Here is a 23,160-nt window from a genome sequence, read left to right as displayed (position 1 = left end):
CCCGGGAATGACCGAACAGCAATCAGCCGAAGGAACATCCTCCGGCTGTGTCTGACTGCCCGGAAACTCCGGCAGGCAAATCGCAGTCCTGTTATTCTCCGGCCAGTTCCCCTGCCATGAACGCCTCGATCTCATCCTTGGACGGAATCGAGGACTGGGCTCCATGGCGCGTAACGGCAATCGCTGCGGCAGCCGCCGCGAACCGGAGCGCCTCCCGGGATTCCGATCCTTGCGCGCAGGCAGCCGCGAATGCGCCGATGAAGGTGTCGCCCGCTGCGGTCGTATCGGCCGCCTCGACCTTGTAAGCAGGCACGGCACAACGGTCTCCGGAAGACTCTGCGCACAAGCAGCCCTGCTCTCCGAGCGTGACGACGACCCTTCCCGCGCCTCGGGACAGCAGTTCGGAGGCTGCAGCTTCAGCCGACCCGATATGTGCGACCCGAATTCCGCTCACTGCCGAAGCCTCCGTCTCGTTGACGATAAGCGTGTCCAGCAGCGGCAGCAGCTCGGCCGGCACTTCCCGTGCCGGAGCGGGATTGAGCCAGACGCGGACACCGGCCTCGCTTGCCGACCGGATAACCGCCTTGCTCGTCTCCCATGGGATTTCATTTTGCAGCAGCACCGCGTAGACTCCGCCCCAGTCCGTCTCGGCGGCGGCATCGTCCGCTGTCAGCATTCCGTTGGCGCCTTCCGACAGGACGATATGATTTTCCCCGTCTGCACTCACGGTGATGACGGCGAGACCCGACGTCCCTTCCTTGGTCAGGACGGACTGCACGCCGACGCCGGAGTCCTCCAGCGAATGCACCAAGGCGTCGCCGAAGGGATCGCTGCCGACGGCGCCGATCATGGAGCATGCCGCTCCGGCCTTGGCGGCGGCCGCCGCCTGGTTGGCTCCCTTGCCTCCGGGAAAGAACGAAGTTCCGAGGCCGGACACCGTTTCGCCCGGCTGCGGGAAGCGGTCCACCTTGCTGACGACGTCCATGTTGATGCTTCCGACGACGAGGATGCTGCGCTTGCCTTCCTGATCCGGCATCATGCCCTCTCTCCGTCCGGAAGCGACCGCACCGCAACATCCTTGATTCCGCTGACTCCTCCCTCCAGGCAGCCGAAGCCGAACATGCCGTGACCGAAGGACGGATCCCGGCATTCCAGCACGTTCTCCCCATTGATCCCGAGCGTGAAGGCATCTCCCTCGGCGGTCAGCTTGAAGCGGTATTCCTTGCCCGGCTTCCAGTCGTACTTGGCCGTAATGAGGCGCGTCGTCCCGAAATCCTGCTTGATGAACGATACCGTCCCAGGTCCGTCGAAGCCGGCCAGATAGTGCCGCATGACGCCCTGTGCCCGGGCGATCAGAAGATGGCTTGTTCCCTCCAGCGGCTGGACCGTCGCCTCGACGGCCATGTCCCGCTCGTAATAATTGCCCGAGAACGAAGCGGCGTCGCTCTCCGACCTGCATACCATCGCGCCGCCGTCCAGCTCCCACTTGCCCCGGTGATGGGAGAAGGGCGTGATGGAGCCGAACTCCTTGGCCTGCTTGGCGAAATCAATCGTGTACGAAACGGGTCCCTCAATACGGAATCGTCCTAGAAACAAGCTTCCGATCGCGCGCTCCGCCAGCGGCGACGGGCTTTCCAGAATCCAGCCGATCTCGTCGAGCAGCGCGCCGTCCGTATCGGGAATGACAAATGAAATCTCGCTCCATTGCCCGTTCGCCGGCTTGATCGGCTCCAAGAGAATGTCCTTTTGCGTGAACGTATTCCGGACATAGGGAGTAAGGACGATCGGCTCGCCTTCCCATTGGTCGGCATAGATGGCCGCGCTGACTCTCTGCCCGCTGCAGGCCAGCGGCGAGAACACCGGCTTGTACTTCTCGTCGTTGAATTCCGCCCGCCGGTAGAACGGCTTCCAGTAGATTTTGCTGCTGTCGCCGGTTACGAGGCGGTCGAAGACGACCTCCAGCGAGCCGCGGCTGCCGTCCCGGCTCCGCAAGGCGGAATGGCGGACGACCGGCGTCTTGAAGCCGTTGCTCGTGCGGAAGCCATGCGTCGACCCCGGCAGATCGAAGTCGAAGAACACCTCGCCCGGCTTGAAGCTTTCCTTCAGCCTCCGGGGAGCCTCCTCGCCGTTGACCCGATAGCCGAGCAGCGCCAGCTCTCTGGCGAAGGTCGGAAAGTCGACCAGGTTGAGATAGCCCGACACGCTGGAGGCGACGATGAAATCGTTGATCGGCTTCCGGTAATGGTCCGGGATGCCGGCCAGTCCGGAGTAAACGCCGAGAATGGTGCCGACATTGCCGGCGTTGCAGTCCGTATCCCAGCCGCACATGGAGGCGATCTCCACCGTGCGCGCAAAATCTCCTTCGCCGTATAGCAGGGCAAGCACGCAGACGCCGGCATTCGGAATGATATGGCATACGCCCGTGTATTTGTCGTAGCCCCAATGATCCTCCAGGTATTGGCGGCATGCCTGCCAATCGCCGGGACGCCCCTCGCGGAAGTCCAGGACGGCATTCACGACTCGGGCATACGTGGAGTCCCCGGGAATGTGGCGAAGCCCTTCGGCAATGACCGCCTGCACGCTGGACGCCTCGAACGCCTTGGCGATGCAAGCCGCCATGAAGCGGGCTCCATACAGGCCGTTGCCGTCATGCGAGACGCTGGCTGCCTTCTCCGCGTATTCCGCCGCCTTCTCCGGATTGCCGGGAAAGAGCAGTCCCCAGGAATCGATGAAGATCTGGCCGCCGATCTGCTCGGCCATTTCCAGGCCGTTCACCTCGATCGAGCCTGAGCGGGGGGCGGGAATGCCCTTGCGCAGGTTGAGGTAAGCGCGGTGCTCCGTGCTGATGTCCTCGCCGCCCCACCAGAACATGCCGATGCCTTCCCGGGCATAGTTCAGCCAAGCCTTGCCGACATCCTCGGGCGTGAGCTCGCGTCCATCCGCATCGTCGTACAAAGCCCGGACGAAGAAGACCGGTCCATTGGCATCGTCGTCCGCAGCGAAGGTGTTGTAGCTTTTCACGTAATTCCTGATATCCCCGTATACATCCCGAATGCGCTCGTATGTCCAGGCGACAGGCTCGATCGGAGCTCCCAGCCTGATGCCGACATTCATCCCGATGAAGCCCGCATAGACCGCCTCGACGTAGGTTTTCGGCATCATGGCCTCTCCTCCTTCCCGTCTCCCTGGATGCCCGCCAGCATCTCCCGCCTGGCTTCCCAGGCATAGAGATCGTCCTGAATGATCCGCGATGCCGTCGCGCTGAACCGGTCCGCGATGTCCATCAGATCAAGACGGTTGACGGCGTTCAGCTGCCGGATATCCTCCGGCGAGATGACCTCGGAGCCGTGCATGGCGCCGACAATGACGCCGGCCATGACCCCGATGGAATCCGTATCCCGTCCGGAGTTGATGCCGTCCAGAATGGAACGGTAGTAGTCCCCGTCGTTCAGGACGATGAAGGCGAGCGCAAGCGGCAGCTCCTCGATCGACCAGAGACGGTTGGGGGTGTAGTGATTGCTTGGAATGCCGACCTTGTCGATATGGCGGCTGACATCGTCGCCCATCGGCGAGTATTTCGCCATGATCCGGTGCAGCACGGCGATGACCGCGTCCCTGTCGTCCCTGCGGGAGCGCAGGTCGCGGGCGGCGGCCGTCAATTCGGCAATCGCCGCCTTCGTGCCGTCCTTCGCCAGGGAGAGCGCCGTCTCCACGATCGCATCCGCTGTCGCTCCGGGCTCGAACGCCTTGGCGACGCAGGCGGCAAGCACTCCTGCCGCCTCGAGGCCGTAGCTGCTCTGATGCCCCATCGCGAACAGGATCGCCTCGTCGTAGGCAGCCTTTGGGTTGCCGGCGTTGACGACCCCGATCGGGGCGATGTACATCGCCGCCCCGCAGTTGACCATATTGCCAAGGCCGCCTTCGCGCGGCTCGCAGTTCGCCAGCACATGGCGCAGGAAGATATGCTTTTCCGGATAGAAGAGCCGCTCCATGATATAGGTCTCGCGGTTCAGCTCCGGAACGAACGTTTTGCGGAAGGCGATCTCCTTCACGAACTCGTTCCCCATATCGTAGGCATCCAGATGCCGGCCCTCGGCATGATACACGTTGATCAGGGCGATGGTCATCAGCGTATCGTCGGTGACGATGCCGTCTCCTCTGACCCGGCCTAGCCGGACATCCTCGGGCAGATCCATCTTATGCCATCTCGTCATGATGGACTCTACGCGTCCGTATTTCAATTTGATCTCGTCATAAGTCAGCTTCTCGACCGGGGCTCCCATGGCATCCCCGAGCGCGGTCGAAATCACCACGCCCCTTACCCGACTGCGGAATGTCGTCATCGATGCATGCTCCTTACTTGATGGTTTTGTTCGCGTATTTGGTGATCTCGGTTCCTCCGGCTGCGTTCCAAGCTTCGACGAACTGGCCGAACTGGCTCAGATCCTTCTTGCCGGTAATGAAGTCCGTCGAGTATTCCTTGTACAGATTGTTCATCGCATCCCAGTTGGCGACGAACTGCTCCGGAATGATGAAGTTGTTGTCTTCGGTGTAGTACTCCGAAGCCATCTTCAGCGATTTTTCCCCCGGCTCGCCCAGCAGCGGCGTCTTCAGCGGAATGTCGGACTTGAAGTTCACCGGCTCCCAAAAGCGGGCATACCAATTGTTGTAATAGTTCTCGTTCAGCTCGATCTTGCCGTCGACGATCTTGTAGTCCTCGTTTTCATAGCCAAGGCGGTCAAGCATCTGCCCTTTGGGGCTGGCGAGGTAATCGAACACCTGGAACGCGGCATCCTTGTTCTTCGACTGGGAAGAGATCGCGAGCCCGCGGGATTCCTTCGTGACGTCCGTCGCTCCGAAGCCTTGGCCGACGCCCTTGGCTGGAGGCAGTACGACCAGCTTGGCGCCTGCTCCCCCGAGATCCTGCATGCGGCCGTTGTACAGGTCGAGTATTTTGCCTGCCGTGCCGGTGATGACGCCGGCTTCGCCCTTGTAGAAGGCGTCCTCCTTCGTGTCCCACTGCTTCGTGATGAACTGCGGATCCAGCAGGCCTTCCTTGTACAGCTTGTTGTAGAAGGCCAGCTTTTCCTTTTCGCCTTCCGAGATTTTGGCGTATTCGAACGTGCCGTCATCCTTTTTGATCCACGTTTTGTCGAGGCCGAACGCCGAGTTAAAGATCGTATTGATCTCTGCGATGTCGCCCGCCGCCGTCAGCGCATAAGCCGGCTTGCCGGAGCCCGGCTTCTTCTCGACCAGCTCCTTGAAGAAGGCATAATAGTTGTCCACGGTCGGGTTTTCCGTCAGCGCCTTGGAGCTGTCCATCGCCTCGAACCAATCTTCCCGGACGACCGGAGCCTTCGGAGCGAGCGGCTTGATCCAGAGCAGGTACGGATAGCTGGTCATGCGGGTGATGTTATGAGGCTCCATGATGTCTTTGACGTACTTGGATTTATTGATATAAGGAGTCAAGTCCTCCAGAAGGCCCTGCTCGGCCATCTGCTGGTCGCCGCCCTGGAAATAAATGATGTCCGGAATCGTGCCGCCGAGCAGCAGCAGGTTCAGGTTCTCGGCGTAGCTGCCCTGCGCAAGGTCGACCAGCTCGAACTTGACGTTCAGGCCCTCATCCTTGGCAAGCGCTTTCTCCAGCTCTCCGAAAAACCGGACCGAAGCGGCGTTCGCCGTGCCCTCGTCCTTGTAGACGATTTTGAGCGTAACCGGCTGACCGCTGCCTTCAGGCTGTGCCGAGCCGGTATTTCCCTGGTTGGCGGCCGGAGTGCCCGAGTTGGACGAGCAGGCGGTCATGACGACGGCCATCGCAGCCGCGATCGCGATTGAATTCCATTTTTTCATGTTTTTTATCTCCCCTTATAGATGATAACCTGCCTCGCTTGAGCTGCCCTTGCGGCCGGAACACTCCGGCTTAATCCTTGACTCCCCCTTCCAGAGCGCCCTTGGCGTAATACTTCAGGATGAACGGGTAGAGCACGAGCAGCGGCACGATGGCGATGATGATCGTTCCGGCCTGCAGCGCCGCGAAGTCGAAATGGATGGAGCTGTCGAACATATTCTGGCTGCCGATGAGCGACGTATTGTCCTTGCGGACGACGAACTGCCTCAGCACGACCTGCAGCGGCCACTTCGCCGGCTCCGAGATGTACAGCGTGGCCCGGAAATACTCGTTCCAGTGGTACACGCCGTAGAACAGTCCGAGCGTAGCCAGCCCCGGCTTGGAGAGCGGCATCATGATCCGGCTGTACATGCGGAAGTGGCCGGCTCCGTCGATGCGGGAGGCCTCCAGAATTTCCTCCGGAATGTCCTGGAAAAACCGCATCAGGATGAAGAGATAATACACATTGACCGCCTTGTACAGAATCAGCGAGGTCAGCGTATTCATCAGGCCGATATCCTTGATGAGCAAATATTCGGGTATCATGCCCGGCTCGAATACCATGATGACAATCAGGAAGAAAAGGACGAATTTCTTGCCTGCGAATTCATTGCGGGCGAGCACGTAGGCGGCCATCGAGGTGAGCGCCAGGTTCAGCGCCGTACCCGCAACGGTAATCCAGACCGAATTGAGGATGCTGCCCGTAATGAGCGGATTGGCGAACAGAAGCTCATAGTTGAGCGTGGAGAAGCCCTTCGGGATGATGTCCAGACCGCCCATCAGATGCGCCTTGCCCGGCTCCGTGAAGGAAAGGGCAAGCAGATTGAGCAGAGGCACGAGCACCATGAGCGTGAAGGCGAACAACAGCAAATAAATGACGAGTTTCGAAACTTCCAGTCTTCTCACTTGTTATCCCCCCTACCAGACGCCTTTGCCTGAGATGCGCTTCGAGATGAAATGCGTGCCCAGGATGAGGACGATGCCGATGACGCCCTTGAACAGGCTTGCCGCTGTCGCATAGGCGAACTGGCCGTTGCCGATGCCGATCCGGTACACATACGTGTCCAGAATGTCCACGACGCTGATGACCGATGCATTCATGAAGTTGAACACCTGATCGAAGCCGGCATTCATGAAGAAGCCCAGATTGAGAATGAAGACGGTTACAACAGTGCTGTAGAGATGGGGCATCGTAATGAAGCGCATCTGCTGCAGCCGGGTCGCGCCGTCGATCTTGGCCGCTTCGTACAGCCCCGGGCTGATTTTCATGATCGCAGCCAGATAGATGATGGAATCCCATCCCGCGCTGCGCCAAATCTCCGAGAAGACGAGCACCCAGCGGATATGCTCCTTGCTCGTCATATAATCGACCGACGGCAGCTGGAAGAAGCTCGCGATCTGGTTGACGCCGCCGGTCGCCGGATTCAGAAGGCTGATCCAGATTCCCGCGATGACGACCCAGGACAGGAAATGCGGCAGGTAAAGCACGGACTGCACGTATTTGCGGTACTTGGAGCTGCGCACTTCATTGATGAAGAGAGACAGCGCGATCGGAATCGGAAAGACGAAGATGATCTTCATCAAGCTGATGATGATGGTGTTCTGGAGCACGCTGGCGAATGCCGGCGAGCTGAACAGCGTCTTGAAATGCTTCCATCCGACCCAGACAGGGTCGCCGATGATGCGGTAATCCTGGAAGGCGAGCTTCATGCCGTACAGCGGGATGAGATGGAAGATGAAGAAGTAGAGCAGGGGCAGGAACAGCATGGCGTAAAGAACCCAGTCCTGCCGCAGCCGCTTCATGACGTTCATAGCCTACACCTCCCGGGGACAATGGATTTCCAGCTGCATGAGCGGGGCATGCTGCTGGGCTCCGTACACATCCCGGTCTCCGGCGCTGCCGGAGGAGATATCCCGCGACATCGTCACCTTGAAGCCGAGCGCCTGGTCGAAAAAGACAAAGTGATGAATCCGTTCCTCCGTCATTCCATAAGCCTTGCTGACGGCTTCTCTTGTGACGGAACCGGAGTTCTTGACGTGTTCATACATTTCCCTGGAGTCGAAGAGCACATCCAGAGTAAGTTCAAAGGGGCCGGAGTTTTTGCTTCGCAGCACCTTGGCCATATCGCCGAGCTTGGTCATGGCTTGCTTCCTCCTTATCGCTGCTCGATCGTGAAGACATCCGGTCTCGATTCCATCAGGTGGTACACGGAAAACGCATATACCGGCCCGAACTCGATATCGCTGGGAGCGAACGGAAAGGCCAGATTGCCGGCGGTCGACTTGCGTCCCTCATAGCCGTAATGCAGGAAGGTCGAGCGGACGGTCGCGCAGATGCTGCTGGCCAGCTCCTGCGTGCGGGCGACAACCTCGAACATGACGCCGACCTCATGTCCCCGGAACGCCTCCGGCTCCTGGCTGCCCAGCACGCCGTTCATCCCGTAGTTGTAGAAGCGGATCTCGTAATCCGACTCCGGGATGTCCCGATAGTAGTCCTTCGCCTGGCTGCGGACCAGCTCCTGGACCGCCTCCAGCTTGCCCAGCAGGATCGGGTCGCGGATGCCCGCCACGACGAAGGTCCGGTAAGCGGTCTGCCTCGCGCCTTCGAGCTTGATTCTATACGTCTCTGCCGGTAGATACCGGCTGCCGCTGACGCGCACGACGCCAGGACTGCTTTCCTCGAAGCGGCATAACTCCAGGTCCAGCGTGAAGCCCGGTCCATGCAGGATGTAGGGATGCTCCTTCTCGTAGAACGTATGGGCCGCCACGCTTGTCTCGCTGCAGGTCCGGTCCGGATTGAGCGATTGGACGGTGAAATAGCCGTCGCCGATCGTCCCGAGAATGCTGTCCTTGGTCGTGCCCGGCTCGGCGCACAGCGCGCCGCATTCCAAAATCTTGCCCAGATGGTAGGACAGGCCCGGATCCTTGCCATGATAGATGCCGATAGCCGCGAACGGCGATGGATCGTAGGCTCTGCCGCAGACGATGATATCCGCCCCGCCTCGCAGCGCTTCGACGATCGGCTCGTGTCCCATCTGGGCCACGATGCTGTTCGTAGCCGCGATGGCCTCTTCCGTGAGCGGCGGAATGTTCGGACTCAGGGAGACGATCCGCCCTTCCTCTCTGGCCTGCCGGATATCCTGCTGAGAGAAGTCTGCCCAGATGACGGTAATGCTGGCCTGCAGGTTCATTTCCTCCAGGAGCTCGTCGATGATCTCCAGCGTCCAGTTCACATGCGTTCTCGCTCCGGAGCCCCCGGCCGAGCCGATGATGATCGGTATTCCGCTGGATAGTCCGGCTGGAATCATGATGCCGAGGTCCTTCTTCACCGCCCTCTTGCTGACGATGGAGACGCCGGCGCCCAGCTTGTGCGGTCCTCCATCGGTCGAGCCGGCATCCACGACGATGCCGTGCGGCTCCTGGCTCATTCCGTTCATGAAGGATTTCTCCGGAAATCCGTATCCCAGCATGCCGCAGGGCGATAAGATTCGAATGTCTGTGCTCATCTCGGTCTCCCTCCTTTTCAAGTCGTAGTAGATCGTTCTGGAAACATTTGGATGATTGGACAGCTGGATAATTGGATCACCCAATTTAGGGTGAAGAAAAAGGGGATCTCCCCTTAGGCTTGAACCGCGTTTCGTTGAATATTGTCCTTCACATGGCTCAAATGGTTGAGCAAGGCAAGCCTCGCCTTGACGGGATCCCGTTCCTTGATCGCCTGCAGAATGAGCAGATGCTCCTCGTAGACCTCGCTCTTGCGGCCGGGAATGACCGCCGTCTTGCTCAGCGTGCGCTGCAGCATATCCATCTGCAGCTCGATCATGTTGACGAGCACGACATTATGGGTCGCCTTGGCGATCGACAGGTGGAAAGCCTGATCCGGCTTGGAGCGGTCCCCGTCGAGATCGATCCTTCCCCAAGCCTCGAAAGCGTCTTCGATCTCCGCGATATCCTCCTCGGTCGCCCGCTTGGCGGCGAGCTCCACGATGCCGGTCTCGAACAGCTCGCGGGCCTCCAGCAGTTCAATGATCGTCGCCCGCTCGATATTGTCGAGGATGCGGCTGCGGTCCTCGGCGACTTCAAGCGACTTGCTCAGGAAGCGGCCGCCGCCGGGCCTGGCCTCGATCAGCCCTTCGCGCTCCAGGATGCGGAACGCCTCCCGCAGCGTGCCGCGGCTGATGCCGAACGACTGGGCCAGCTCCCTCTCCGTCGGCAGGAAGTCTCCTGGGGCGAGGTTGCCTTCGAGAATAAGGGTTTTCAGCTGCTCGATGACATCCTCGTAGACCCGATGATATTTGATTTTCTTAATCGTCATAAATAAGTCTTTCCTCTCTATCTCGCACGTTGCCGTAATTGGATCATCCAATTGACCACGGGTTAATCATAAGCGCAGGATGGGATCGTGTCAAGCGCTTTCATACATGCAAAGCTGGTCGTGCTTTCTCAAGCGCGTTCACCTTTTATTGCGGCGATAGAATTTATGTGTCAGCATGATACCCATCATAATTGCTGATTCAAAAGACAAAAAGTGCGCTCTTCAAGGAGAAGAACGCACCTTATTGCCTTGCCTTGCAGAACTAGTCGCCCCGGAAAGCCTTTTTCATCCGGTCGAAAATGCTTTCGTGATGCTCCTGCTCCTGGCCAGGAGCCGAGGAGCCGCCTAAGCCGCCGAGCTGGCGAAGCAGATCCTTCTGCTCGTCGCTGAGGGCGGTCGGCGTCACGACCGTCACCTTGACATGCTGGTCGCCGTTGCCGTAGCCGCGCAGCTTCGGCACGCCTTTGCCCTTCAGGCGGAAATACGTGCCCGTCTGGGTGCCGGCCGGAATCTTCAGCTTGACCTTCTCGGTCAGCGTCGGAATCTCGATCTCGTCGCCGAGCGCCGCCTGCGCGAACGTGAGCGGGATCTCGCAGTAGATGTCGTCGTTCTCGCGGTCGAAGAATTCATGCGGCTTGACGCGCAGCACGATGTACAGATCGCCGTTCGGGCCGCCTTTCGTTCCGCCTTCGCCCTCGCCGGTCAGGCGGATTTGAGCGCCTTCGTCCACGCCCGCCGGAATCTTGACCGTGATTTTACGCTGTTTTTTGACTTTGCCGGCGCCATGGCAGGTGCCGCATTTTTCTTTGATGATTTTGCCGGTGCCGCTGCAGTTCGTGCAGGCGCGGCGGTTGACCATGCGGCCGAAAGGCGTGTTCTGCACGACCTCCTGCTGACCGCTGCCGCGGCAGACCGAGCAGGTTTCCGGCTTCGTTCCCGGCTTGGCGCCGGAGCCGTGGCATGTATCGCAATTTTCGGTCCGCGGAATGGTGATCTCGGTTTCCTTGCCGAACACCGCTTCCTTGAACTCGATCGTCATCGTATACTGCAGGTCGTTGCCCCGCTGCGGCGCGTTAGGATCGCGCCGGCCGCCTCCGCCGCCGAAGAACATGTCGAAGATGTCGCCGAAGCCGCCTCCGAAGTCCTGTCCGGAGAAGCCGCCTCCTCCGAACTGATTCGGGTCGACGTGGCCGTACTGATCATACACCGAACGCTTCTGATCGTCGCTCAGCGTGTCGTAGGCTTCCTTCACTTCCTTGAACTTGCTTTCCGCATCCGCTTCCTTGTTCACGTCGGGATGGTACTGCCTGGCCATCTTGCGGTAAGCCTTCTTGATGTCTTCGCCCGAGGCGCCTTTATCGACTCCAAGCACCTCATAATAATCGCGTTTGTCCGCCAACCTCTCTCACCCCCATGAGATTTTATCGATATGCTCAAGCATGCTGTAGGAACTGTTCGATCTTCCCATCGCTGTTGAAGACAACTTTCTTTTTTCACAACCCCTTAAAAGGGTTGAAATTTGTCTTCAAAGGCGACCACTGACGTTTTTCCAGACCCGAACAGACCACTCCCGCATATCCGCATCTAAACTCTTACTTTCACCCTTGCTCAAACACGCAACAAACGGCTTGCCGCCCTCTCCCTCCCGGTGCCCCGGGCCGGATGGCCGCAGGGCGCTGCTTGGAAAAAGGCGGAGCCGCTTGATGGATGGCTATTGCTATGGTAACGCGAACGGCTCCTTCAAGTCCATCCCTGTCCATTCGCGTCGAAGAAGCAACCCGCTTACTTCTTGTCGTCGACGACTTCGTAGTCGGCGTCCACGACGTTGTCCTTGCCGCCGGCGGAAGCTCCACCCGCGTCTGCGCCAGGAGCGCCCTGCTCGGCTTGAGCCGCTTGCTCATAAAGCTTAACGGACAGCTGCTGCACGATTTCCGTCAGCTCCTCGGTCGCCTTCTGGATGACTTCCAGATCTTCGCCGCCGATTGCCGCCTGCAGAGCTTCCTTCGCTTTGTTCGCTTTTTCGATCTCGCCCGCATCGACTTTGTCGCCCAGATCCTTCACCGTCTTGTCGACGGAGTAGATCAGCTGGTCGGCATTGTTTTTCGCTTCGACGAGCTCTTTGCGCTTGCGGTCTTCCTCGGCGTTCAGCTCGGCGTCCTTCATCATGCGCTCGACTTCCTCGTCGCTGAGGCCGCTCGAGGATGTGATCGTAATCTTCTGGCTCTTGCCCGTGCCTTTATCCAAGGCGCTGACGTTCACGATGCCGTTGGCGTCGATGTCGAAGGTGACTTCGATCTGCGGAATTCCGCGCGGAGCCGGCGGAATGTCTCCCAGCATGAAGCGTCCAAGCGTCTTGTTGCCCGAAGCCATGGAGCGCTCGCCTTGCAGGACGTGGATTTCTACGCTTGTTTGGTTGTCCGCATAGGTGGAGTACACTTGGGATTTGCTCGTTGGAATCGTCGTGTTGCGGTCGATCATTTTGGTGAACACGCCGCCGGCCGTCTCGATGCCGAGGGAGAGCGGAGTGACGTCGAGCAGCACAACATCCTTGACGTCGCCGGTCAGGACGCCCGCTTGAACGGCAGCGCCGAGAGCGACGACTTCATCCGGGTTGACGCCTTTATGCGGCTCTTTGCCGATCAGCTTTTTGATCGCTTCCTGCACGGCAGGAATGCGAGTGGAGCCGCCGACAAGGACGACCTTGCTGATCTCGCTCGCGGACAGGCCGGAGTCGCTCAGAGCTTGACGCGTAGGTCCGAGAGTGCGCTCGACGAGCGGAGCTGCGATCTCTTCGAATTTGGCGCGGGTAAGGTTCATCTCCAAGTGCTGGGGAACGCCGTCTACCATCGTGATGAACGGCAGGCTGATCGTCGTCGTCAGGACGCCGGACAGCTCTTTCTTCGCTTTCTCGGCCGCATCCTTCAGGCGCTGGACGGCAGCCTTGTCCTTGGACAGATCCGTTCCATGCTCTTTCTTGAACTCGGATACGATATGGTCGATGATGACTTGGTCGAAGTCGTCGCCGCCGAGGTGGTTGTCGCCGCTTGTCGCTTTGACTTCGAAGAAGCCGTCGCCGAGCTCGAGGATGGAGACGTCGAACGTGCCGCCGCCAAGGTCATAGACGAGAATCGTTTGATCTTCCGTTTTCTCGAGGCCGTAAGCAAGTGCTGCGGCCGTCGGCTCGTTGACGATGCGGAGCACTTCGAGGCCGGCGATTTTGCCTGCGTCCTTGGTCGCCTGGCGCTGGGAATCGTTGAAGTAGGCCGGTACGGTAATGACCGCTTGCGTCACGGCTTGGCCCAGGTAGGCTTCCGCATCGGATTTCAGCTTCTGCAGAATGATCGCAGAGATTTCTTGCGGCGTGAAGTCTTTGCCGTCTACCGTTTCCTTGTGGTTTGTGCCCATATGGCGCTTGATCGACATGATCGTGCGGTCCGGATTCGTGATCGCTTGGCGCTTGGCCGTTTCGCCGACGATGCGCTCGCCGTCCTTCTTGAAGCCGACGACCGATGGGGTCGTGCGGTTGCCTTCCGGATTCGGAATGACGACGGCTTCGCCGCCTTCCATTACCGCTACGCAGGAGTTCGTTGTTCCAAGGTCGATGCCGATTACTTTGCTCATGAGTATATCCTCCTTCGTTTTCATCCACATTTTATAAATGAAGTATAACCTCTGTATCTTAAAGGCAGCTTAATGCGCCGGGACGACCGCTTAACCGCTGACCTTGACCATCGCAGGGCGAAGCACCTTGTCCTTGAGGATATAGCCCTTCTGGACTTCCTCCACGACGATGCCTTCCTCATGGTCTTCCGACTCCACCTGCATGATCGCCTGATGGAACTCGGGGTTGAACGGGCTTCCGACCGCTTCCATCGCTTTGAGGCCTTCCTGTTCAAGAACGCCTTGCAGCTGGCGGAAAATCATGTCCACGCCCTTGGCAAGCGAATCGGAATCGCCGCTGCCGGCTGCCGCCGCTAGCGCGCGCTCGAAGTTGTCGACGACCGGCAAAAGCTGGGTCAGAAGCTTCGAGGAGGCGTACTGGGCAAGCTCTTCCTTCTCCTTCTGCGTGCGGCGGCGGAAATTGTCGAAGTCCGCCTGTGCGCGCAGATAGCGCTGCTGGTGCTCCTCCGCCTGCTTCGACAGCTCGTCGTAGCGCGGATCTGCTGCGGGAGCTTCGGCTTCCGCCCCGCCCTCTGCCGGAGCCGGCTCGCCTGCCGCGGCAGCCGATGCCTGCTCGGCCGTCTGCTCATCCGGGTCCATCCTATCCCCTTCGTGATGCTGTTCCTGTTCATCTAGCGTATTCTTCTTGGATTCCAAGCATACTCACCTCCTGCAATAATCGCCGCTAGCGGCTTATGTACCGGGATCTAGCCCGGTCATCCTGCACCATGGCGGTGCGGGATCCAATGTCTCCGCTTCAGCGCTGCCCTCCGCGCCCGATCATCAAATGCATGTTGCTGCTGAGCGCTCCCAAAAGGCTGATGACCTTGCCGTAGTCCATCCGGGTAGGGCCGAGAATGCCGATCGTGCCGAGCGAATGTCCGTCGAGAGCATAAGTCGCCGTAATCAGGCTGCAGCTCGCTATCGCCTCATGGTCGTTCTCGGTTCCGATCCGCACCTGGATGCCTTCCGGCATGGACGAGAACAGCTTCAGCATCGTCGGCGTCTCGTCGAGCAGATCGAACAGAGTCTTGACCTTGTCGACATCCTTGAACTCCGGCTGCGTTAAGATGTTGGTCGTGCCGGAGACGAACAGCCTGCCGTCCTGCTCCGGCCGCAGCGCCTGTTCAAGTATGCCCAGAAGCCCTTCGATCTGCTCGGCGTAACGACCCATTTCTTCCCCGGCTTCCGAGAACAGCCGCGACTTGAGCCGCAGCAGCGGAACTCCGCTCAGCCTCTCGTTGAGAAAACGGACCGCCTTCTCCATGTCGCTCATGTCCAGATCGGCCGGAATCGTCACCGTGCGGTTCTCGACATGGCCGGTATCCGTGACGACGATCGCGACCGCCTTGTCTCCGCCAAGGGGAACAAGCTGGAAATGCTTGAGCGCCTGATTGACCGAATCGGGTCCGAGCACGATCGAGGTGTAATTGGTCAGGTTCGAGATAATCATCGCGGCATGCTGGACGACTTGCTCCATCTCGATCATCCGGCTCGCAAAAAACGACCGCATGGTCTTGAGCTCGTTGTCCGTGACGCTGTCATGCTTCATTAAATGGTCGACGTAATACCGGTATCCCTGAATGGAAGGGATGCGTCCGGCCGATGTATGGGGCTGCTCCAGGAAGCCGAGCTCCTCCAGATCCGCCATCTCGTTGCGGATGGTCGCAGGGCTGAACCCTACGTCTCCCCGCTTGGAGATGCTGCGGGAACCTACAGGCTCGGCAGACCGGATATAGTCATTGATGATGGCGCCAAGAATAAGCTGCTGTCGTTCGGTTAACATCCGCGTTCTCCTCCCGTGCGTATCCATTTTCGGCCGGCTTGCCGGTTCGCCGTTAGCACTCCACCTTGATGAGTGCTAACATTTAATACAAAAATACCAAACCTACTCGACGATTGTCAAGTGATTTGGTATCTGCAAGGCTTCAGCCGGCCGCATAGGGCTCCACGATTCGGCGCACCCTCTCGATTCCGGCCCACATGTCCCCGGGACCGTCATAGATGATGACGTAGGAGCCGTCGTAACCCGAATGGCGGACAGCTTCCAAACAAAGGCGAAGCTCCTGCTCGTCCGGGATGCCGTGCTCGTCGAACTCGGCCTTGGCGTGCACGGACAAGCTTCTCGGCAAAATCATCGCCAGCTCTTCGTATTTGGCCGCGCCCTTGAAATTGCCGAAATCCGTTATCATCGCCAGCGGCTTCTCCGTCCGCCCGAGCAGCTTGAGGCAGCTGGGACCTGTGGAGGTCAGAGGCTTGAAATTCTCCGTCACGATGCGCACCCCGCATTCGTGCGCATAGGCCGACAGTCTGTCCAGGCTCGCAGCGGAGCGGGCTAGAGCCCCCTCATCGGTCGGCATCGCTTCTCCTGCAATGACCCGCACCTTCTTCGCTCCGGCAAGGGCGGCAGCATCGATCCAGGACGAGATATACCGCTCGTCCGCCTCGACTCTGCGTGGATCCGGCGAAGTCAGATCCCCGTAGTCCAGCAACAGCGTATCGAATGCGATTCCTGCATTCCGAAATGCGGCTCTGAGCTTCATGAGATCGTCCGGCTCCCGGGAAGGAAAGTGGAAGTGGCATACCTCGAGCGCCTGAAAGCCTTTCGCTGCCGCTGCAGCGGGCAGCTCCAGCAAGGACAGCTCTTCCGGCTGCGGCTCCAGCGCCGTCCTGTGTACGCCGTCCTCCTCGTCCCATATCGTCCAGCGAAGAGGACCGAGAAGCCGATGCAGGCTCCATGTGCTGACGGATAAATACGACATTTGGCAGCATCTCCTTTAGGATAAGCATATGTTGAAGAAATCGCTTTCATGTCAGGCCGGCTTTTCACCCGAAAACTCATCTTCCTTCTATAAACCCGGCCGATTCAGGCGGGCAGCCTGCCCGAAAGAAAAAGCGCCCGTCCCCCGGGCGGCTTCTTCTTCTGCTTCGCGATCGGCCCCTTCAGTTCCTGCCGGAAGCCGGCTGATCAAATATTTCGCAAAACCGCGATCTCGTCGCAGGCATGCTGCTTGGGGCAATGGATGCAATCGGTCCATACTTTCTCCGGAAAAATATCCTTGTTCACGACGGCAAATCCATTGCGCTCGAAGAAGCGGACTTCATAGGTCAGCGCCATGATCTTCGGTATGCCCTGCTCCTGGGCATTCTTGATCAGCAGATCGACGATTTTGCTGCCGATGCCGTATCCCTTGTATCCTTCCGTAATCCCGAGCGAGCGGATCTCGACCAGGTCCTGCCCCAGCCGCGTAAGAGAGCCGCAGCCGACGACATCTCCATCGAGCTCGGCAATGACGAACGTATCGATCTGCCGGAGGAGCACTTCCCTGGACCTCGGAAGCATGATCCCCTTCTCTGCATAATTTTTGATCAGCTCATACAGCGTATCCACGTCCTGGGGGCTTGCTTTGCGGCACAACGCTTCCTTTACCAGCATCCATGGTCCTCCTCTCGGCCTTTTTTACAATATGAATAAATATACATCAAATAGAATTAATGCTCAAGAAAAAAATCCGCCTGCCTATCTGCCGTCTCCCGATAAAAATAGCTTGGCCTGCCGATCGCAAAATCGGTTTGCCGGATATTTCCAGCAAGGAGTATGATAGGGGGAGTACAAGTCTAAGGAGGAAAACGACATGTCTTCTCAACAGCTCGGAAGCCATCTGCTGCAAAGCTGCCTCGCGACCTTCGAAAGCCAGAAGAAGCTGGCGGACCGCTCGCTCGGCCAAATCGACGACGGGGGCCTGTTCTGGACGCCCTCGCCGGAATCCAACAGCATCGCCGTCATCGTCCGCCATCTGTCCGGGAACTTGAAGTCCAGATGGACCGACTTTCTGACGGCCGACGGGGAAAAGCCGGACCGCAACCGCGACGGGGAATTCGAGCTTCCGCCCGGGACGGACAGGCAGGCTGTCCTCTCCGGCTGGGAGGAGGGATGGGCCGCTCTCCGGACGGCCTTCGATTCCCTGCAGCCGGAAGATCTGCTCGGCACCGTCCTCATCCGCGGCGAGCGGCATACCGTCGTCGAAGCGATCCAGCGCCAGGTCGCCCACTTCAGCCATCATGTCGGGCAGATCGTGTATGCCGCCAAGGCGTACCGTTCCGGAGACTGGCACACGCTCAGCATCCCCAGGGGCGGCTCGGACGCTTTTAATGAAGCGAAAAGAAGCGGTGGATGAGGAACAACCGTTTCTTCGTGACCGGCTATCTCGTCTTCAGCCTGATTCTTGTCGTCTTCTTCCTGTTCATTCTGATCGACATCTGGTGGGCTCTGAACGTGCCCAAAACGGGGCCGATCGGGAACGGGCCGCCGAAAATGTCGGCGTACGCATGGATAAGACTTGGCACAACCGGAAGCCTCGGTCTAATCAATCTCATCCTGGCTCTCGTCCTGTACCGGCAGCTCCCTCCCCATTCGGAAGAAGATCCTCATGGAACGGAAGAGAACGGAACGGACTCGAAAGCCGGGTGACCGTCTGTTGACGTTGACGGCGCAGCGGCCAGCAACTAACTAGCGATCTGCATACGACATGCAAGCAGCCTGCTTACGGCAAGCAAGCCTCGGCAATGCCGCCGCAAAAAAGCCTGCATCTAAGGATGCAGGCTTCTATTCATTCAGGAGCCGGCCGCCGCCAGCTTGACGACCCGGACCTCGTGCTCCCCTTCGCCCTCGACGTCCGCATAACATCCCTCGCCGTCGGCTTCCAGCCTGACCCGGAGTCCGTCCAGCAGCACGGCTGCCGCCCCCAGCGCTTCTCCCGGCAAGCGCAGCCTAACGGTCCAGCCTTCGCCCTGCAGCTTCCAGCGGTACACATCCTCAGCTGCCGTGAGCCGGATCTCATACTGCTGCAGCTCCGCCGCGTGCTCGCCCAAGCCGAATCCGACGTTGGAAATGGCGGCTTCCTTCCATTCCTCCGGCAAGCGGGGCTGCAGCGTCAGATGCTTGCGGTACGCTTCCGGACCGATGCCGAACATGTACGCCGCAAGCGGCCACACGATGCCGTAATTGGTCCATGCCTGCACGAAGCAGCCATAGTCCGGAGACATCTCCGACATGGAGCCCGGCAGCCTCCGGTTGAAGGTGGAGGCGATCATCCGCGCATAGCGGAGCGACTCGTCCATCCGGCCGTAACGCGCCTCCGCCACGGCTTGAACGCCGGTCGATATCGTCATCATCTGATCGCGGTACATGCCGGACAAATACGTTCCCCAGCGGCCCGTGAACTCCTCGCTTGCCATCCGGTCCAGGGCGCGGATCGCCTGCTGCCGCGGAGCGAGCCCCGCTTCCATCGGCGTGTTGATGACCCAGTTTTTGAACAGCCACGGCTTCTCGAGCTCGGGATGCAGCCCTTCCATGTCGGCCTTCATCGCCAGGAGATCGCGCACGGCGTTATCGGCTCCGAATTGCCTGGCCCTCTCGATGTAGAGATCGATCCTGTCCCGGACCTTGCCCACCGGAGCCATGGCGTCCGCATAGAGACCTTCCTCTTCCAGCCACATGCCCCGGTTGACGGCCTCTCCGACCCGGACGGCAAGCTCCGCCCAGCGGCTGCGGCCGCTCTCGTCTCCCAGCAAGGCCGCCATCTCCGATGCGGCGTTGAGCGCGGACCACGTATAGACGGCTGTATCGATCAGCTCGACGTTCAAGCCCTCGATCTCAATGATGCCGTAGCCTTCCGGCAGCAGGTCGCCGTCGGGGTCCATTTCCCCGAGCAGCCAGTCCAGTCCCTTCTGCACCGAAGGATAGAGCTCGTCAAGGAGCGCGGCATCTCCCGTCCATTTCAGCACCTCCCACAGGCAAGAGATGAAATGGGCCGTCTCCTGCGTATTGCCGGGATGGGCGGCAAGCCCGTTCGTCGACATCTCGTGGATGATACGGCCGTTCCCGTTCGCCTGCTCCGAAGCCCGGTGCAGCAGACGCACCGTATCCAGAGCCGTCTGCATGCCTCCCGTTGCCAGCAGCCCGGGAATCGCATAGCTGCTGTCGCAGCCGAACCACCAGGGATACTCCGGCTGGCCCGCCCCGAGTCCTCTGCCGACACCCGGAACATCCCGAAGCAGCCAGTCTTGATGGAATTTCACCCAATGAAATGTTTTCTGCAAATGCTTGTCGGGGATATCCAGCTCGGAGGCGGATAACAGGCTTTCATACCGCAGCACCTTGGCCGCCCACAGCTCTTCGGCCGAGCCGAGCAGCTTCTCGAGGCTTGCCAGCGCGTCGAGCTCGCTGTGCAGCGAGCCGGCAACGGCGGATTGCATCTCGATCTCGCCTCCCGCAGGAAGGTGCTCGCCGGCGTATGTCAGCTCGCCGCCGACGCCCTTGCCCGCAGTCCAATGCGGTCCGAACAGCTCCCGGTCGATGTCGCAATTCGAGGCAGGAAGCGCCGAGCCGGCAGCGACATGCCAAGGCTGATGCTCATCCCTTGCGGTAAAGACGCCGCGCTCCGGATGGAATCGGCCTTGATCGAACCCTTCCCGCCACTCCATTCCTTCCGAGAACCAGACCGGACTCAGGTCGGTCCGAACCAGGAAATGGACATCCAGATCGCGCGGACGATCGAGAAGATTTCGAATGGCGAATGAAACGAGAATGCCTTGCTCGCCGTCAGGGCAAAACTGCCTGCGGACGATTTCCAGACCGAGCCTTCTCATCGTATACCGATGTTCATTGTGGAAGGGATGGTTCACGAAGATGCCGGCCTCCGTCAGCCAGACAGGTCCCGAAGCTCCGCCATCTTCTTCCCGGTCCCGGATGCCGAGCCAGAATCCGTCGAGAAGCTTGACGGGATGCAGCCACAGCCCGCCCATTTCAAGCTTGACGTGATGGCCGAAGTCCGGAAAGCCTCCATTCTGTCCCCCGATCAGGCACGCCTTGCTGCCCGGACATAGGAACAGATCCTGCCACGAGGCTCCTTCCGTGCTTCCCTCTTCCTTATATGGAGCCAGCTTCGGCCCTGTATCCCACAGCTTCATGTTCACTTGTCCTTCCTCCTATCGGTAAAAAAGCGGTCCGCTGCCGCGGCAGCGGCATAACACAGGCAGCCGGCAGCCAGCGTAGCGGTCACGCCGGCCGTCATCGAGACGGCTGAGCCGAGCAAGGAGCCCCATATGCCGGCCAAGCCGCTCACGGCAAAGAAAAAGGCGGAAGAGCCCGGCAGCCGCCGGTCATCCTCGCGCAGCCCGGACGGAAGCGGCATGCCCATCGGCAAGCCGAGCAGCAAGGCGGAAACGCCGACGAACGCCAGCCGCGCGCTGTCTCCGGAGACCAGAAGACTATCCGACAGGGCAGGCTCCGCCAGCAGCAGTAGGACTGCTGCCGCAAAAGCGGCCCCGGCGCCGGCGTACGCGGGAAGCCGGAAACGGCCTGCGGCCGCGCTTCCCAAGCTTCCTCCGAGCAGCAGCGGCATGATGACGGCAATGGATGCAAGCGCAGGACTGCCGAGATAAAGCAAAGCCTTTTGGATGAGTGCCGTCTGGACGGACATATAGCCGATCCCGAGCAGCAGATAGAGCGGGTAGGATTTCAAGCGCGGCTTTCCAGCCCGCAGCCTTGAAGCCCGGCCTGGCCCGTACTCTCCGATTCCGATCACGAATGCAGCCAGCAGGGTCAAAGCCGCGGCGGCAGCCAGCCATTGCCCGAGAGCGGGCGGCAGGCCGGGGTCCACCTGGAAGAAGAACGGCCGGTCATCCTTGACGGGATGGACCGCGTAGTCGGAATCGCGCACGAACCGGTCGAACGGGACCTGGCCTTGAACGAGCGGCTTCAACAGCTCCTCGTCGGAGCCCGGAAGGAACAGCGGCCGCAGTCCCAGCGAGCGCGCCCCGGTCTGAAGCAGGTTGAGCTGGCTCGAGTCGAGCGGCGTGTTCTGGATCACGGACAGGGTAAGCTGCGGCGAGGACGACTGGTCCGTTGCCAGAAGCAGCGCCGTGTGGCGGGAAGCTTCCGCCGCCGTGCGCTCCCCGTCCGACATGAGCGCTTCAAGGCCCGTATAATAGGCGCGGACGCCTTCGATGCCTTGATGGGACAGGATGGCGAGCCTTCCTCCCGGCGCCAGCTTGGCCAAATACTCCTTGAACGCTTCCCTCGTGAACACGTAATTTTCAGACAAGGCTTGGCCGCCCATGCCGCCCACCTGCGAATAGACGAGATCTAGGACGATCAGGTCATAACCGCCGGCGCTGCGGGTCAGCACGCTTCTTCTGTCGCCGACGACGGTCTTGACGCCGGGACGATCCAGGAGGCCTCCGTTGTAGTCCGCCTGCTCCCTCATGCTCCGGACGATGCCGGAGCTCAGCTCGACGGCAGTGACATCCTTGGCTCCGGCAAGCAGCGCGTACAGAATGTCGCGTCCCCCGCCCGCTCCGATGACGGCGGTCCGATCCGCGCGTCCAGCGGCGAACGGCAGGAACTCGATATCACGGGCAAGGCCGGCAACGGAGCTCAGGCTGCCGTCGAACCGGTACATATAGCTTCCGGCACCGCCGTTGACGAACAGCATGCGGCGGCTGTCATCCGCGGTCGCGACCGTGTCCGTGCGGGCGAATCCGTCCCAATGCGTCGAGACGACATGGGCGGAAGGATCGCTGCGCAGCGTCCCGACAATCGTCTTGTCAGGCGCAGCCCCGTGAAAAGCGGCGAAATCGAGCTGCCAGCCGTCCAGCTGCCTGGCCGTCTCGAAGGCGGGCGGCGTCGCTGCGAGCAGCAGCACGGCTGCCAGGACGGCATATCTCCTTCTCATGCCCCGTCCGCCGGCAAACAAGGCGAGCGCCGCCGCGAAGGCAGGCGCCGACATGAGGAACACGGCCGCGAAGCCGCCGAGCCGTTCCGTCAGGATGTAGCCCAGCAGCGCGCCGGCCGCTGCGCCGAGCAGATCGGCCGCATATACGGCAGGCGCCGGAGCGGTCCCGGAAGCGAGAGCCCGGCCCGTGACCCAGCCGAACAGCAGGAACGGCAGCGCGCACAACAGCGCGTAAAAGGCAAGCTGCCCCGAATAGGGAAAACGGGCCAGGACAAAGCTCAGGAGGATGGCGTATCCTCCCGCAGCCATGCTTGCCCAGCCCGCAGGAGCCGCAGCCTGCATCCTGCCGGCCTTGCCTCCGAAGCGGACGGCGGCGTAAGCGCCGGCCCCGGTGCCGAGGACGGCCAGCGAGATCAGAAGCGACACATAATGATATTGAAGCAGCACGCCGAGCACATTCGTCAGCGCGATTTCCAGCCCCAGCATGGATGCCGACAGCAGGCCGACGCCTGCCAGCCATCCCGCTCCGCTTCGGTTCAAGGTCAGCTTGGCCATAGGCT

Annotated in this window: 20 protein-coding genes; 3 read left to right on the top strand and 17 right to left on the bottom strand. The window is 60.2% G+C overall.

Annotated features, from left to right (window positions below; translation table 11 throughout):
- Positions 1-91: 91 nt before the first annotated feature.
- From rbsK to PHU01S_RS19700, 15 genes are all read right to left on the bottom strand, one after another.
- Positions 92-1,039, bottom strand: a complete 948-nt coding sequence (gene rbsK, locus PHU01S_RS19770) for a ribokinase (RefSeq protein ID WP_246029289.1) — start codon at positions 1,037-1,039, stop codon at positions 92-94.
- Positions 1,036-3,162: an ADP-ribosylglycohydrolase family protein gene (locus PHU01S_RS19765; protein ID WP_127509483.1), complete on the bottom strand. Its 2,127-nt coding sequence runs from the start codon at positions 3,160-3,162 to the stop codon at positions 1,036-1,038. Before PHU01S_RS19765 ends, rbsK begins: the two co-directional genes overlap by 4 nt.
- Positions 3,159-4,343: an ADP-ribosylglycohydrolase family protein gene (locus PHU01S_RS19760; protein ID WP_127509480.1), complete on the bottom strand. Its 1,185-nt coding sequence runs from the start codon at positions 4,341-4,343 to the stop codon at positions 3,159-3,161. Before PHU01S_RS19760 ends, PHU01S_RS19765 begins: the two co-directional genes overlap by 4 nt.
- 13 nt (positions 4,344-4,356) lie before the next feature.
- Positions 4,357-5,850: an extracellular solute-binding protein gene (locus PHU01S_RS19755; RefSeq protein ID WP_048746683.1), complete on the bottom strand. Its 1,494-nt coding sequence runs from the start codon at positions 5,848-5,850 to the stop codon at positions 4,357-4,359.
- A gap of 70 nt (positions 5,851-5,920) precedes the next feature.
- On the bottom strand, positions 5,921-6,793 hold the full coding sequence (locus tag PHU01S_RS19750; RefSeq protein WP_021880288.1) for a carbohydrate ABC transporter permease: 873 nt from the start codon (positions 6,791-6,793) through the stop codon (positions 5,921-5,923).
- A gap of 12 nt (positions 6,794-6,805) precedes the next feature.
- Positions 6,806-7,699, bottom strand: a complete 894-nt coding sequence (locus PHU01S_RS19745) for an ABC transporter permease (protein ID WP_048746682.1) — start codon at positions 7,697-7,699, stop codon at positions 6,806-6,808.
- A gap of 3 nt (positions 7,700-7,702) precedes the next feature.
- Positions 7,703-8,029, bottom strand: coding sequence for a DUF4387 domain-containing protein (locus PHU01S_RS19740; RefSeq protein WP_021880290.1), 327 nt, complete (start codon positions 8,027-8,029; stop codon positions 7,703-7,705).
- A 14-nt stretch (positions 8,030-8,043) separates the two neighbouring features.
- Positions 8,044-9,393: an acyclic terpene utilization AtuA family protein gene (locus PHU01S_RS19735; protein WP_048746680.1), complete on the bottom strand. Its 1,350-nt coding sequence runs from the start codon at positions 9,391-9,393 to the stop codon at positions 8,044-8,046.
- 113 nt (positions 9,394-9,506) lie between these two features.
- The gene (locus tag PHU01S_RS19730; protein WP_048746679.1) at positions 9,507-10,202 is read right to left on the bottom strand and encodes a FadR/GntR family transcriptional regulator; all 696 of its coding nucleotides are present in this window, start codon (positions 10,200-10,202) and stop codon (positions 9,507-9,509) included.
- 262 nt (positions 10,203-10,464) lie between these two features.
- On the bottom strand, positions 10,465-11,601 hold the full coding sequence (dnaJ, locus tag PHU01S_RS19725; RefSeq protein ID WP_048746678.1) for a molecular chaperone DnaJ: 1,137 nt from the start codon (positions 11,599-11,601) through the stop codon (positions 10,465-10,467).
- A gap of 383 nt (positions 11,602-11,984) precedes the next feature.
- The gene (gene dnaK, locus PHU01S_RS19720) at positions 11,985-13,823 is read right to left on the bottom strand and encodes a molecular chaperone DnaK (protein ID WP_048746676.1); all 1,839 of its coding nucleotides are present in this window, start codon (positions 13,821-13,823) and stop codon (positions 11,985-11,987) included.
- A gap of 90 nt (positions 13,824-13,913) precedes the next feature.
- On the bottom strand, positions 13,914-14,462 hold the full coding sequence (gene grpE / locus PHU01S_RS19715) for a nucleotide exchange factor GrpE (RefSeq protein ID WP_127509492.1): 549 nt from the start codon (positions 14,460-14,462) through the stop codon (positions 13,914-13,916).
- A 157-nt stretch (positions 14,463-14,619) separates the two neighbouring features.
- Entirely contained in the window at positions 14,620-15,648 is a 1,029-nt protein-coding gene (hrcA, locus tag PHU01S_RS19710) for a heat-inducible transcriptional repressor HrcA (protein WP_048746674.1), read from the bottom strand.
- Positions 15,649-15,790: 142 nt separating this feature from the next.
- A complete protein-coding gene (locus PHU01S_RS19705) occupies positions 15,791-16,624 on the bottom strand; it encodes a sugar phosphate isomerase/epimerase family protein (protein WP_021879825.1) in 834 nt (277 codons plus the stop codon).
- A gap of 206 nt (positions 16,625-16,830) precedes the next feature.
- The gene (locus tag PHU01S_RS19700) at positions 16,831-17,298 is read right to left on the bottom strand and encodes an N-acetyltransferase (protein WP_021879826.1); all 468 of its coding nucleotides are present in this window, start codon (positions 17,296-17,298) and stop codon (positions 16,831-16,833) included.
- A 31-nt stretch (positions 17,299-17,329) separates the two neighbouring features.
- On the opposite strand from PHU01S_RS19700, the gene PHU01S_RS26930 reads away from it, so the two are divergent.
- From PHU01S_RS26930 to PHU01S_RS19690, 3 genes are read left to right on the top strand one after another with little or no spacing between them, the layout of a single operon-like run.
- Positions 17,330-17,464, top strand: a complete 135-nt coding sequence (locus PHU01S_RS26930; RefSeq protein ID WP_281279814.1) for a hypothetical protein — start codon at positions 17,330-17,332, stop codon at positions 17,462-17,464.
- Positions 17,465-17,497: 33 nt separating this feature from the next.
- Complete coding sequence (locus PHU01S_RS19695; RefSeq protein ID WP_021879827.1) at positions 17,498-18,040, top strand: DUF1572 family protein; 543 nt, start codon at positions 17,498-17,500, stop codon at positions 18,038-18,040.
- Positions 18,037-18,333, top strand: a complete 297-nt coding sequence (locus tag PHU01S_RS19690) for a hypothetical protein (RefSeq protein WP_127509477.1) — start codon at positions 18,037-18,039, stop codon at positions 18,331-18,333. Before PHU01S_RS19695 ends, PHU01S_RS19690 begins: the two co-directional genes overlap by 4 nt.
- A gap of 143 nt (positions 18,334-18,476) precedes the next feature.
- Here PHU01S_RS19690 and PHU01S_RS19685 read toward each other — a convergent pair whose 3' ends face one another.
- Both PHU01S_RS19685 and PHU01S_RS19680 read right to left on the bottom strand, forming a co-directional pair.
- Positions 18,477-20,840 carry a glucosidase family protein gene (locus tag PHU01S_RS19685; protein WP_127509474.1) on the bottom strand — a complete coding sequence of 788 codons (2,364 nt, stop codon included), beginning with the start codon at positions 20,838-20,840 and terminating at the stop codon, positions 18,477-18,479.
- Positions 20,837-23,155 carry a class I SAM-dependent methyltransferase gene (locus tag PHU01S_RS19680; RefSeq protein ID WP_127509471.1) on the bottom strand — a complete coding sequence of 773 codons (2,319 nt, stop codon included), beginning with the start codon at positions 23,153-23,155 and terminating at the stop codon, positions 20,837-20,839. The genes PHU01S_RS19685 and PHU01S_RS19680 overlap by 4 nt, the downstream gene beginning before the upstream one ends.
- Positions 23,156-23,160: the final 5 nt, after the last annotated feature.

The sequence above is a fragment of the Paenibacillus humicus NBRC 102415 genome, assembly GCF_004000905.1.
GTDB classification, from domain to species: Bacteria; Bacillota; Bacilli; order Paenibacillales; family Paenibacillaceae; genus Paenibacillus_O; species Paenibacillus_O humicus.
Note: the sequence above shows the minus strand (reverse complement) of the source record. Positions and strands in the feature narration are given on the sequence as shown.

Coding starts and splice junctions, on each gene's coding strand:
- rbsK (WP_246029289.1), bottom strand. CDS start 1,039: ATGATGCCGGATCAGGAAGGCAAGCGCAGCATCCTCGTCGTCGGAAGC.
- PHU01S_RS19765 (WP_127509483.1), bottom strand. CDS start 3,162: ATGATGCCGAAAACCTACGTCGAGGCGGTCTATGCGGGCTTCATCGGG.
- PHU01S_RS19760 (WP_127509480.1), bottom strand. CDS start 4,343: ATGACGACATTCCGCAGTCGGGTAAGGGGCGTGGTGATTTCGACCGCG.
- PHU01S_RS19755 (WP_048746683.1), bottom strand. CDS start 5,850: ATGAAAAAATGGAATTCAATCGCGATCGCGGCTGCGATGGCCGTCGTC.
- PHU01S_RS19745 (WP_048746682.1), bottom strand. CDS start 7,699: ATGAACGTCATGAAGCGGCTGCGGCAGGACTGGGTTCTTTACGCCATG.
- PHU01S_RS19740 (WP_021880290.1), bottom strand. CDS start 8,029: ATGACCAAGCTCGGCGATATGGCCAAGGTGCTGCGAAGCAAAAACTCC.
- PHU01S_RS19735 (WP_048746680.1), bottom strand. CDS start 9,393: ATGAGCACAGACATTCGAATCTTATCGCCCTGCGGCATGCTGGGATAC.
- PHU01S_RS19730 (WP_048746679.1), bottom strand. CDS start 10,202: ATGACGATTAAGAAAATCAAATATCATCGGGTCTACGAGGATGTCATC.
- dnaK (WP_048746676.1), bottom strand. CDS start 13,823: ATGAGCAAAGTAATCGGCATCGACCTTGGAACAACGAACTCCTGCGTA.
- grpE (WP_127509492.1), bottom strand. CDS start 14,462: ATGGACCCGGATGAGCAGACGGCCGAGCAGGCATCGGCTGCCGCGGCA.
- hrcA (WP_048746674.1), bottom strand. CDS start 15,648: ATGTTAACCGAACGACAGCAGCTTATTCTTGGCGCCATCATCAATGAC.
- PHU01S_RS19705 (WP_021879825.1), bottom strand. CDS start 16,624: ATGTCGTATTTATCCGTCAGCACATGGAGCCTGCATCGGCTTCTCGGT.
- PHU01S_RS19700 (WP_021879826.1), bottom strand. CDS start 17,298: ATGCTGGTAAAGGAAGCGTTGTGCCGCAAAGCAAGCCCCCAGGACGTG.
- PHU01S_RS26930 (WP_281279814.1), top strand. CDS start 17,330: ATGAATAAATATACATCAAATAGAATTAATGCTCAAGAAAAAAATCCG.
- PHU01S_RS19695 (WP_021879827.1), top strand. CDS start 17,498: ATGTCTTCTCAACAGCTCGGAAGCCATCTGCTGCAAAGCTGCCTCGCG.
- PHU01S_RS19690 (WP_127509477.1), top strand. CDS start 18,037: ATGAGGAACAACCGTTTCTTCGTGACCGGCTATCTCGTCTTCAGCCTG.
- PHU01S_RS19680 (WP_127509471.1), bottom strand. CDS start 23,155: ATGGCCAAGCTGACCTTGAACCGAAGCGGAGCGGGATGGCTGGCAGGC.